The sequence below is a fragment of the Corynebacterium sp. HMSC068H04 genome, from assembly GCF_001811255.1.
In the GTDB taxonomy this organism is placed as follows: Bacteria; Actinomycetota; Actinomycetes; order Mycobacteriales; family Mycobacteriaceae; genus Corynebacterium; species Corynebacterium hesseae.
Window position 1 is genome coordinate 1 of record NZ_KV803972.1, and the last position, 11,006, is coordinate 11,006.

The 11,006-nt window shown below is 60.5% G+C and carries 9 protein-coding genes, 2 pseudogenes and 1 riboswitch; of the genes and pseudogenes, 10 read left to right on the forward strand and 1 reads right to left on the reverse strand.

Annotation, left to right across the window (positions count from 1 at the left end):
- The 10 genes and pseudogenes from HMPREF2792_RS02100 to HMPREF2792_RS02145 form a co-directional block, all read left to right on the forward strand.
- Window positions 1–484, forward strand: a pseudogene (locus tag HMPREF2792_RS02100) (hypothetical protein); the annotation flags it as partial.
- 466 nt (window positions 485–950) lie between these two features.
- Window positions 951–1,128: riboswitch (TPP riboswitch) on the forward strand.
- Window positions 1,117–1,761, forward strand: coding sequence for an ECF transporter S component (locus HMPREF2792_RS02105; RefSeq protein ID WP_070530494.1), 645 nt, complete (start codon window positions 1,117–1,119; stop codon window positions 1,759–1,761). (Overlaps the previous riboswitch by 12 nt.)
- 19 nt (window positions 1,762–1,780) lie before the next feature.
- Window positions 1,781–3,232, forward strand: a complete 1,452-nt coding sequence (locus HMPREF2792_RS02110; protein ID WP_070530484.1) for an ABC transporter ATP-binding protein — start codon at window positions 1,781–1,783, stop codon at window positions 3,230–3,232.
- Window positions 3,233–3,251: 19 nt separating this feature from the next.
- Window positions 3,252–4,001 carry an energy-coupling factor transporter transmembrane component T family protein gene (locus HMPREF2792_RS02115; RefSeq protein WP_070530497.1) on the forward strand — a complete coding sequence of 250 codons (750 nt, stop codon included), beginning with the start codon at window positions 3,252–3,254 and terminating at the stop codon, window positions 3,999–4,001.
- A gap of 55 nt (window positions 4,002–4,056) precedes the next feature.
- Entirely contained in the window at window positions 4,057–4,659 is a 603-nt protein-coding gene (locus tag HMPREF2792_RS02120) for an isopentenyl transferase family protein (RefSeq protein ID WP_070530487.1), read from the forward strand.
- A gap of 245 nt (window positions 4,660–4,904) precedes the next feature.
- Entirely contained in the window at window positions 4,905–5,276 is a 372-nt protein-coding gene (rpsL, locus tag HMPREF2792_RS02125; protein WP_005286791.1) for a 30S ribosomal protein S12, read from the forward strand.
- A gap of 6 nt (window positions 5,277–5,282) precedes the next feature.
- On the forward strand, window positions 5,283–5,750 hold the full coding sequence (rpsG, locus tag HMPREF2792_RS02130; RefSeq protein WP_070521784.1) for a 30S ribosomal protein S7: 468 nt from the start codon (window positions 5,283–5,285) through the stop codon (window positions 5,748–5,750).
- Window positions 5,751–6,060: 310 nt separating this feature from the next.
- On the forward strand, window positions 6,061–8,190 hold the full coding sequence (fusA, locus tag HMPREF2792_RS02135) for an elongation factor G (RefSeq protein ID WP_070530489.1): 2,130 nt from the start codon (window positions 6,061–6,063) through the stop codon (window positions 8,188–8,190).
- 367 nt (window positions 8,191–8,557) lie between these two features.
- Window positions 8,558–9,748 (forward strand): elongation factor Tu, encoded by a 1,191-nt coding sequence (gene tuf / locus HMPREF2792_RS02140; RefSeq protein ID WP_070521778.1) that lies wholly within the window; start codon window positions 8,558–8,560, stop codon window positions 9,746–9,748.
- Window positions 9,749–9,856: 108 nt separating this feature from the next.
- Entirely contained in the window at window positions 9,857–10,660 is an 804-nt protein-coding gene (locus HMPREF2792_RS02145) for a hypothetical protein (RefSeq protein WP_070530492.1), read from the forward strand.
- Window positions 10,661–10,880: 220 nt separating this feature from the next.
- Here HMPREF2792_RS02145 and HMPREF2792_RS13420 read toward each other — a convergent pair.
- A pseudogene (locus HMPREF2792_RS13420) lies at window positions 10,881–11,006 on the reverse strand (HNH endonuclease); the annotation flags it as partial.

Here is an 11,006-nt window from a genome sequence, read left to right on the forward strand (position 1 = left end):
TGAGGATCCGGATTTGCCGGGTGGCAAGACTGTGGTCGAGGTTGAGGTCAACGGCCACAAGAAGGGTGTGGACGACAACAAGAAGCCGTCTAAGCCGGGTAATGGTTCCTCTGACCTGTCTTCGAAGCCGAGCGAGCGTTGCATCAACACCGGCTTGGGTGTTGGTATCCCGCTGCTGTTCCTGATTCCGGTTGGTCTGGCTTCCCAGATGAATATTCCGGGTCTGGCGGACTTTGTTGCTCCGATTAACAAGCAGATTCAGGATCTGAATACTCAGCTGCAGAAGCAGGCTGGTGTGTTCAATGGTCCGCTGGCTGACAAGATGGCTGGTATTGATGCGCAGTTGAAGCGTTTCGGTGCTGATTATCACCAGGTTGCTGGCGCTGTGGCTCTGATTGCTGCTGGTGCTCTGGCTATTGGCCTTATCGCTGATGCTTGTGCGCCGGGTGCAGGTTCCTCTAACGGTTCCTCTTCCTCCGAGTAATCCGCACAGCGTGGGGACGTGTTCCCTCTAAAAACACCGCCACGGGAGGTGCGTTAACCTCCCACCCAACTTGAGAGTTGATGAATCGGGACATTGCTGCCGGGCTTTATGGCTCGGTGGCGTGGCCCGGCTCATGGCTCGACTTTGTTTGTTTAATAGTTCCGAAATACCATTTGTTATTTCTCATTAGTCTTGGGTCTCTACCGAAGCTTTTCCTTTCCTTAAGCTGTACGAGTGGAGGCTCATGGCCACTGGCTTGTTGAAGTCGGTGTGCACTTACCCCGTCGCGTAGGTCAGAGGACGCGACGGGGTACTTTCGTTTTTATTCTGAGTGTGCCTCTCGGTGGTGTTTCTCTTTTGTTTGAAGCAGAAGTAGATGTGCTCTTGTGAGGTGCGTCTTGCTAAGCTGACAGTGCTTTTTGAGCGTGCTTAGCTGGTGCTCTTTTGGTGCTGGCGGCTTCTAATTACACATCGTCACGGGTGCTTCCTTGTTTGCCTTGATTGTGCTTAGCCCAATTTCATTTCTTTTGTCTTATTGGGTTTGCATGGATTGGCTGAGGAGGCTGAGATGCCGCGTCATAGCGGCGAACCGTCGAACCTGATCCGGATAATGCCGGCGAAAGGGAGGAATCATGAACTCTGTATCTCATGGTGGATTTGTTAATAGTGGCGCACCTGCGAATGGTGTTGCTCCGCGCAGTTTGAACTGGCGCGTCGTTGACATCGTGGTGGCTTCCGTGCTGGGTGTGGCGTGCGGAGTTGTGTTCCTGGCTTGGAACACGGTGGGCTATGCCTGGTTCCAGGCTATGGATGCGCTCACGCCGGGCTTGGGCGGTATTGCCACTGGTATTTGGCTTCTGGGCGGTGTCGTTGGCGGCCTGATTATCCGCAAGCCGGGTGCAGCACTCTACGTAGAGCTGTTGGCGGCGATTGTGTCAGCGGTACTGGGCTCCCAGTGGGGGATTAGTACGTTGTACTCCGGTTTTGCGCAGGGCATTGGCGTAGAGATTGTCTTGGCTATCTTCCTCTACCGCCGCTTCGGTCTGGGCATTGCGATGCTCGGCGGCATGGCTGCGGGCTGGGGTGCGTTTGTGCTGGAGCTGTTTACCTCCGGAAACCTGGGTAAGACTCTGCAGTTCAACATCATCTACCTGGTGACGCTGAGCATCTCCGGTGCTGTATTGGCGGGAGCCGTGGGCTATTTCGTGGTTAAGGCTCTTGCGAAGACTGGTGCGCTGGATCGCTTTGCGGTTGGACGCGAGCAACACAGGGCTTAGACGAGTCTTGGTTTAGCTGATGGCTGATGTGAGTAGTGCTGGGGCCACGAAGCTTGTGGCCCGTGGCTATGGCTGGACGCATGCGGGGAGGCGTGCGCCGGCGCTGGCGGATATTGACTTGCTTGTATCGCCGGGGGAGAAGGTGCTGCTGTGTGGCGATTCTGGTTCCGGGAAGTCCACGCTGCTGGCGGCGATTGCGGGTGTGCTTGGTGGGGATGATGAAGGCACACGCGTAGGCGAGATTCTTCTGGAGGATGCCTCGGGTCACGTCGAGCCACCCGGGCGCACGATTCCGGTGGGGTTGGTCCTGCAGGACCCGGACTCGCAGGTGATTGCCGCGCGTGTGGGGGATGATGTGGCCTTTGGCTGTGAGAACTTGGCCTACCCGCGCACGGAGATATGGCAGCGGGTGTCGGCGGCGCTATCGATGGTGGGGCCATCGGTGGACTTGTCATTTCCCACCGAGCAGCTTTCCGGTGGGCAGAAGCAGCGTCTGGCCTTGGCCGGTGTTATCGCGATGGGCGCGGGCATGGTGTTGCTGGATGAGCCGACGGCGAACCTCGACCCGGAGGGAGCACGCGAGGTCATCGAAGCGGTGTCCACCATGGTGGAGCGCACTGGTGCCACGCTCATCGTGGTCGAGCACCAGCACTCGGCATGGAAGGGAGTGCTCGACCGCGCGATTGAGCTGAAGGATGGGCGCATCGTCGCTGACGGTCCAGTTGAGACTGTCGTGGCTTCGCGCTCTATTAGCGGTTTGCCGCGGGCGCGGGGGATTGATGGGCCGGCGTCAGGCAGAGTTGGGGTCGTGCCGGAAGCGGCAGAGTCGGAACCGGCGGCGCTGTGGAGTACGGACTTGGTCACCCGCTTCGGGCCGCCGCGTAGCTACGCGCTGCCGCGGGGGAAATCCACGGTGATTACCGGGCCCAATGGCGCGGGCAAGACCACGTGGCTGATGACGGTGGCGGGGTTGCTTCCCGCAAAGTCAGGGGAGATTGGTGTGGCGGAGTACGTGAGGCGAGGGCTGAAGGGCTCGCCGCTGACGTGGAAGTCACGGGACCTGGCGGACCGTATTGGGTTCGTCTTCCAGAACCCCGAGCACCAGTTCGTCGCCCGCACGGTGGCGGAGGAACTGCGCGTGGCGCCGCGGGTTATGCGCCGCGAGGTGCCAGAGAAGCGCATTGCGGAGCTTGTGGAGGCTTTGCGTCTGGGGCATGTGCTCAACGCTAATCCGTTTACGCTGTCCGGAGGGGAGAAGCGCAGGTTGTCCGTGGCCACGGCGTTGGTCACCGCACCCGAGGTGCTGCTCCTTGATGAGCCCACCTTCGGCCAAGATCCCCACACCTTTACCGAGTTGGTGTGGTTGCTGCGGCGCATGGCGGATGAGGGGACGACAATTGCGTCGGTGACTCATGATCCGTTGTTCATTTCCGCGTTGGGGGACCACCGAGTGGAGGTGAGCCGTGGCTAGTACAGATCTTTTGCGCGGGATGAATCCGCTAACGCGCATCTTCCTGATGTTCGTGTGGGTTACGCCCTTGTTGCTCTCCGTGGATTGGGTCTCCGCAGTCGTGTCGTTGGGCATGACGCTGCTGTTCGCGCCGCTGTGTGGGGTGTCGTGGCCGCGGTTGTTTAAGGCAGGGTGGTTCCTGTTTCTTATTGCGCCGCTGTCGGGAATCTCGATGCTGCTCTATGGCGAGCCCGGCGGGCGGGAGTACTTCAGCTGGTGGCTGATGACGGTCACGGATAACTCGCTGGAGCTGGCCCTCGCCATCACCCTGCGCGTTCTGGCGGTGGCGCTGCCCATGGTGGTGTTGGCGCGGGATATTGACCCGACGGAGCTTGGCGACGCCCTCTCCCAGATCCTCAAGCTGCCCTCCCGGTTTGTCATCGGGGCGGTGGCCGGGGTGCGCATGATGACGCTGTTCAAATCCGACTGGCAGTACCTCGCCATGGCGCGGCGCGCGCGTGGGCTGAGCGACCAAGGCCGCATCAAGCACCTCATCACCATGTCCTTCGGGTTGTTGGTGTTAGCCCTGCGCCGCGGAGGCAAGTTGGCCACGGCGATGGAGGCACGCGGGTTTGGCCGCACCCCGCCGGGCGGTGGCCAGCGCACGTGGGCGCGGCCCTCCCGCCTAGTCGCGCGGGACTGGCTAGCCATGGTGGTGGGAGCCGGCCTCGCGGCGCTACCGGTGGTAGTTTCGGTTCTCAGTGGGTCCTGGAGATTCTTCGGACTCTAGGACGAACTCTCGCAACGCTGCACGCTAGACGTACCCAGAAGTGGTGAAAGAACACATGCAGGACACGGACCGCACGGACCATGGGGAAGGCGGTAAGGACACTGCCCAAACTCACGCCGCGGAGATGGACAGACTCTTAAACGATGTGCTGTCGCTCGCCGCAGCGCGCAAGCGCCCGATGCGCCCGGTGACCGTGCTTATCGACGGCCCCTCCGGCGCCGGCAAGACCTGGACCGCTGCGGCCCTGGCGGAGCGTACCGGGTGGCGGGTAGTCCACCTGGACGAGTTCTACCCCGGCTGGCACGGGTTGGAAGAAGGCTCCGCCATGGTGGCGGAGCAAGTGCTGCGGGAGAATAACCCGGGGTATTGGCGCTGGGATTGGGAGGCCAACGCGCCGAAGGATTGGGCCAGCGTGGATGAGCGCGATGATCTGATCGTCGAGGGCGTGGGTTCAGTCACGGAGGCCACCGTGGACGTCGCCAAGCAGCGCGGCTCCGTGGTAACCGTGCGCATCGACGGCCCACGCGAGAAGCGCCGCGAGCGCGCTCTTGAGCGTGACCCCGGATATGAAGAGTGGTTCGAAACGTGGGAGCGGCAGGAAAAAGAGCACTTTGATCAGCGCGCAGCAGACGCGGACCTGACCTGGGAGTGGTGCTAGTTCGCGCCGGTTGCTGAGGCAACTGGGGGAGCCACAGGCCAGATTTGGGCAGATCAGCGCGCTGGTGGTAGTCTATCCAAGGTTTCATCTTTATGGATGAAAAGTCTGATCGATATCTCAGCCAGTATCTGGTTGAGGAGCGTTCTGGACATGCGGCAGGGCCCCGGAGAAGAGCCCCTATTTTTGCATGTTTGGGCGAGTAAAGCGGTCAGTTCAAGCCGAAGTCATAGAGAAAGACTAGATTTATGCCAACTATTCAGCAGCTGGTCCGCAAGGGCCGCCACGACAAGAAGGCCAAGGTTGCTACGGCCGCCCTGAAGGGCTCCCCGCAGCGCCGTGGCGTGTGCACCCGCGTGTACACCACCACCCCGAAGAAGCCGAACTCGGCTCTGCGTAAGGTTGCCCGTGTGCGCCTGACCTCCGGTATCGAGGTTTCTGCCTACATTCCGGGCGAGGGCCACAACCTGCAGGAGCACTCCATGGTGCTCGTCCGCGGTGGTCGTGTGAAGGACCTCCCGGGTGTTCGCTACAAGATTATCCGCGGCGCACTGGATACCCAGGGCGTGAAGGACCGTAAGCAGGCTCGTTCCCGCTACGGCGCAAAGAAGGGACAGTAATCAACAATGCGTAAGAATGCTGCACCGAAGCGTCCTGTAGTTAAGGACCCGGTTTACAACTCCGAGCAGGTCACCATGCTCGTCAACAAGATCCTCCAGGACGGCAAGAAGTCCACCGCTGAGCGCATCGTCTACGGTGCTCTCGAGGCTTGCCGCGAGAAGACCGGCACCGATCCGGTCGGCACCCTGGAGAAGGCCCTGGGCAACATCCGCCCGGACCTCGAGGTTCGCTCCCGCCGTGTTGGTGGCGCTACCTACCAGGTCCCGGTTGAGGTTAAGCCCGCCCGTTCCAACACCCTGGCTCTGCGTTGGTTGGTGACCTTCACCCGCCAGCGTCGTGAGAACACCATGATCGAGCGCCTCGCAAACGAGATTCTCGATGCATCCAACGGCCTGGGCGCTTCCGTTAAGCGTCGTGAGGATACTCACAAGATGGCTGAGGCCAACCGCGCCTTCGCCCACTACCGCTGGTAATACCTGCGGTATAACCCGCCACACGGCATTATGGCTCGAACAGCGATATCATCGTTTACCTGCGCTGACAGTGCGTGCACGCGCTCCCTTCGGCGGAGCAGCGCACGCTAGTCGGTGCGGAATCTAAACCTTAATAGCGTTGTTCGGGCCATTTTTTATGGCGTAGGGCTTAAAGCCCTGCGACCTCACGCTGACGCGAAAGCCTGGACGTGGCAAAATAGACCAAGACCTATCCATGAAGACGTCATTTTATGTGAGTCGGTCACAAGCTGGCTCGGGCGTCGACGACAATTAAGTTGGGGTATTTACTGTGGCACAACAAGTGCTTAAGGACCTGAACAAGGTCCGCAACATCGGCATCATGGCTCACATCGATGCTGGTAAGACCACTACGACTGAGCGTATTCTCTTCTACACCGGCATCAACCGTAAGGTCGGCGAGACCCACGACGGTGCTTCCACCACCGACTGGATGGAGCAGGAGAAGGAGCGCGGCATCACCATTACGTCCGCCGCCGTTACCTGTTTCTGGAAGAACAACCAGATCAACATCATCGACACCCCGGGCCACGTTGACTTCACCGTTGAGGTGGAGCGCTCCCTGCGTGTTCTCGATGGTGCTGTTGCCGTCTTCGACGGTAAGGAAGGCGTCGAGCCGCAGTCCGAGCAGGTGTGGCGTCAGGCCGCTAAGTACGACGTTCCGCGTATCTGCTTCGTCAACAAGATGGACAAGATGGGTGCGGACTTCTACTTCACCGTCCAGACCATCATCGACCGCCTCGGCGCTAAGCCGTTGGTTCTGCAGCTGCCGATCGGCGCTGAGGATGACTTCGACGGCGTCGTCGACCTCATCGACATGCAGGCCGTGACCTGGCGCGGCAAGGTCGAGACCGGCGCTGAGCCCACCATCGAGGAGATCCCGGCCGACCTGCAGGAGAAGGCCGAGGAGTACCGCGAGAAGCTGCTCGAGGCCGTTGCTGAGTCCGACGAGGCCCTCATGGAGAAGTACTTTGGTGGCGAGGAGCTGACCAAGGAAGAAATCCAGACCGCCATCCGCAAGATGACCGTCGCCTCTGAGATTTACCCGGTCCTGTGTGGTACCGCTTACCGCAACAAGGGCATCCAGCCGCTTCTCGACGCCGTCGTGGCATACCTCCCGAACCCGCTCGACGTCGGTGAGATCACCGGCCACGCTGTGGGCAACGAGGATGAGGTCATCACCCGTAAGCCGTCCGTGGAGTCCCCGTTCTCCGCACTGGCCTTCAAGATTGCTGCTCACCCGTTCTTCGGTCAGCTGACCTTCACCCGCGTGTACTCCGGCCAGGTTCTGCCGGGCACCGAGGTTATGAACTCCACCAAGGGTAAGAAGGAGCGCATCGGCAAGCTGTTCCAGATGCACGCCAACAAGGAGAACCCGGTGGAGCAGGCGGATGCCGGCAACATTTACGCCGTCATTGGTCTGAAGGAAACCACCACCGGTGACACCCTGTGTGACAAGGACAACCAGATCATCCTGGAGTCCATGGACTTCCCGGACCCGGTTATCAAGGTCTCCATCGAGCCGAAGACCAAGGCCGACCAGGAGAAGCTGGGTACCGCTATTCAGAAGCTGGCTGCCGAGGATCCGACGTTCACCGTCGAGCTCGACGAAGAGACCGGCCAGACCGTTATCGGCGGTATGGGCGAGCTCCACCTCGACGTCCTGGTGGACCGCATGAAGCGCGAGTTCAAGGTTGAGGCAAACATCGGTAACCCGCAGGTTGCCTACCGCGAGACCATCCGCAAGAAGGTCGAGTCCCTGGACTACACCCACAAGAAGCAGACTGGTGGTTCCGGTCAGTTCGCGAAGGTCATCGTCACCATCGAGCCTTACAACCCGGATCCGGAAGAGCTGGAAGAGGGCGAGTCCGCAACCTACAAGTTCGAGAACGCCGTCACCGGTGGCCGCGTTCCGAAGGAGTACATCCCGTCTGTCGACGCTGGTATCCAGGACGCTATGCAGTACGGCTTCGTCGCTGGCTTCCCGCTGGTGAACATCAAGGCCACCCTTGAGGACGGCGCTTACCACGACGTCGACTCCTCTGAGATGGCCTTCAAGCTGGCCGGTTCTCAGGTCCTCAAGGAGGCCGTCGCCAAGGCAAAGCCGGTTCTGCTCGAGCCGATCATGGCCGTTGAGGTCGTCACCCCGGAGGAGTACATGGGCACCGTCAACGGTGACATCTCCTCCCGCCGCGGCCAGGTCTTCGCTATGGAGGACCGCTCCGGCGCCAAGGTGGTTAAGGCTAAGGTGCCGCTGTCCGAGATGTTCGGCTACATCGGCGACCTGCGTTCTTCCACCGCAGGCCGTGCAAACTTCACCATGGTCTTCGATTCCTACGCTGAGGTTCCGTCCTCCGTGGCACAGGCCATCATCGAGGAGCGCACCGGCGCCAAGGCCTAAGGTTTAAGGGGGGTCCGATGGACTCCCTGCCTTGTGGGGCTGGTAGTCTTCGCCAGTAGGCACCAGCCCCAGCGCTGGGGAGGTAGCGGTCCGCTGAGTGCGTAAACACTTTGCGCGTTGAGCCGGCCGTTACCCTCCCAGGATCCTTTAAATTGATTCTTGTCGAGGGTCAACGTCCGCACCTGATGGGCGGGGTTACCTCCTATTTGGGCAGTTTGAAAAAACTGCGGCATAAATCTAGGATCGTGTAACTGGCACGTAAGAAAGCGTCATTAGCGCTTATGAGCTTCGGCTCGAAGTGCCAATGGCAATACAAACCACGTGGCTGCGAAATACGTAGCCGCCATAGAGTCCAGGAGGACAAACAGTGGCAAAGGAGAAGTTCGAGCGTACGAAGCCGCATGTGAACATCGGCACCATCGGACACGTCGACCACGGCAAGACCACCACCACCGCAGCGATCACCAAGGTTCTGGCTGACGCTTACCCGGAGGAGAACACCGCTTTCGCCTTCGACATGATCGACAAGGCTCCTGAGGAGAAGGAGCGCGGTATTACCATCAACATCTCCCACGTTGAGTACTCCACCCCGAAGCGCCACTACGCACACGTGGACGCCCCGGGCCACGCCGACTACATCAAGAACATGATTACCGGCGCTGCTCAGATGGACGGTGCCATCCTGGTTGTTGCTGCAACCGATGGCCCGATGCCGCAGACCCGTGAGCACGTGCTCCTCGCTCGCCAGGTTGGCGTTCCGTACATCCTCGTTGCACTGAACAAGTGCGACATGGTTGACGATGAGGAAATCATCGAGCTCGTCGAGATGGAGATCCGCGAGCTGCTCGCCGAGCAGGACTACGACGAGGAAGCTCCGATCGTTCACATCTCCGCTCTCAAGGCTCTCGAGGGTGACGAGAAGTGGGCACAGTCCATCGTTGACCTGATGCAGGCTTGCGATGACTCCATCCCGGATCCGGAGCGCGAGCTGGACAAGCCGTTCCTGATGCCGATCGAGGACATCTTCACCATTACCGGCCGCGGTACCGTTGTTACCGGCCGTGTTGAGCGTGGTTCCCTGAACGTCAACGAGGACGTTGAGATCATCGGTATCCGCGACAAGGCTACCTCCACCACCGTTACCGGTATCGAGATGTTCCGCAAGATGATGGACTACACCGAGGCTGGCGACAACTGTGGTCTGCTTCTGCGTGGTACCAAGCGTGAGGACGTCGAGCGTGGCCAGGTTGTCATCAAGCCGGGCGCTTACACCCCGCACACCAAGTTCGAGGGTTCCGTCTACGTCCTGAAGAAGGAAGAGGGCGGCCGCCACACCCCGTTCATGGACAACTACCGTCCGCAGTTCTACTTCCGCACCACCGACGTTACCGGCGTCATCAAGCTGCCTGAGGGCACCGAGATGGTTATGCCGGGCGACAACGTTGAGATGTCCGTAGAGCTCATCCAGCCGGTCGCTATGGACGAGGGCCTGCGCTTCGCTATCCGCGAGGGCTCCCGCACCGTCGGCGCTGGCCGCGTTACCAAGATCCTCGACTAATTCTCGCTAAGGCTAAAGGCCTTTCCTGATTAGCAGGTCTGAAAGCCGCTCAATCCCTGTTGGGGTTGGGCGGCTTTGGTGATCGCGGGCCTACTAGGCTTAAGTATCATGTTTGACCCAACCCGCATTGACCGCACCCTCGCCGCCTTGCGCGCTGCGTGGGAAGGTCAGCCGGATCTTCCCCTGGGAACCCTGTTCGGCATGCTGGCGGCAGAAGGGTACGGCTGGGGCGTGTCTGACGACGACCTCACGGCCCGCTTGGAGTCCATGGTCGCCGTCCACCCACCGCTTGTGCCTCTCGACGCCAACTTGGTCACCGAAGGTCTCTGGCTCGTCATCACGCCGACGCACCGGGTGACGTTGGTTCCTCAGGCGCCTACCGCATCCACCTCGATGCAGCCGTCCACCGCACCAGCCCCGACTCAACACCGGGCGAACATCGAGCTCACTTCTCCGTCCGATTGCGTGGCGGTTGTACGCCCCGTGTCTAAGGATGGCCAGCTCGGGCAACCGGTGGCGTGGCGGGTTTCTGCGCTGCGCCCTGTCGGTCCAGGCCGGCCGCTCGTCATAGCCGATGCCGAGGGCTTTGATCACCGGTTCGGTGTTGTCGAGTCCGTCACCCGCCTGCGCGAGGACCATCGAGCCCTGTCAGGCCTCAAGCGCCGAAGCGTGGGGGACCGCGTGTGGTTCATCCGTACCGACGCGGAAACAATCCTCCTCGACCACGGCCTGCACATCATCGAGCGCAAGAATCGAGAGCTCGTCCGCACCGACTTCTCCTGGCACCGCATCGAGGAGGGCGAAGTCGGAAAACCTTTCCGTGTCCACCTCTCACGCGGCACCATGCACAAGTTCGGCACCATAAAGGAACTCATCCTCGCGGAGTCGGAGCCGTGGAGCTCCTCCGAGTAGTCCGCGTGTGTGGGAGTCTCGACATGGATTGCGACTAGGGATCACCGATGTGCCCGTCAACCATCTTTCGGTTGGCGGGTTTGGCCCTTTAAGGGCTTAACCCCCGGTGGGAAGCGCGTGAATCGTGGTTAGGGATCGCCGGTATCCCCGTCAGTGTGGCTTCGACTGACGGGTGCAGACCGTTATCAGGCGTGGCGCTGTCCTCTCTATGTTTGGGACATTAACTGCTGTCGGGTGGTGGGTCTGGTGGTTGTCCTGCTTGTTCGGCGTTGAGTCTGGCTACTGCTTCTTGGTATTCCGGCATTGCGGTTATCGGTGTGCCCCAGGGTGGGATGAAGCTGACCCC

What these genes read in the sequence shown, in the direction of transcription:
- HMPREF2792_RS02110 (WP_070530484.1), top strand. Translation starts at nt 1,781, where the DNA reads ATGGCTGATGTGAGTAGTGCTGGGGCCACGAAGCTTGTGGCCCGTGGC.
- HMPREF2792_RS02120 (WP_070530487.1), top strand. Translation starts at nt 4,057, where the DNA reads ATGCAGGACACGGACCGCACGGACCATGGGGAAGGCGGTAAGGACACT.
- rpsL (WP_005286791.1), top strand. Translation starts at nt 4,905, where the DNA reads ATGCCAACTATTCAGCAGCTGGTCCGCAAGGGCCGCCACGACAAGAAG.
- HMPREF2792_RS02115 (WP_070530497.1), top strand. Translation starts at nt 3,252, where the DNA reads ATGAATCCGCTAACGCGCATCTTCCTGATGTTCGTGTGGGTTACGCCC.
- HMPREF2792_RS02105 (WP_070530494.1), top strand. Translation starts at nt 1,117, where the DNA reads ATGAACTCTGTATCTCATGGTGGATTTGTTAATAGTGGCGCACCTGCG.
- rpsG (WP_070521784.1), top strand. Translation starts at nt 5,283, where the DNA reads ATGCGTAAGAATGCTGCACCGAAGCGTCCTGTAGTTAAGGACCCGGTT.
- HMPREF2792_RS02145 (WP_070530492.1), top strand. Translation starts at nt 9,857, where the DNA reads ATGTTTGACCCAACCCGCATTGACCGCACCCTCGCCGCCTTGCGCGCT.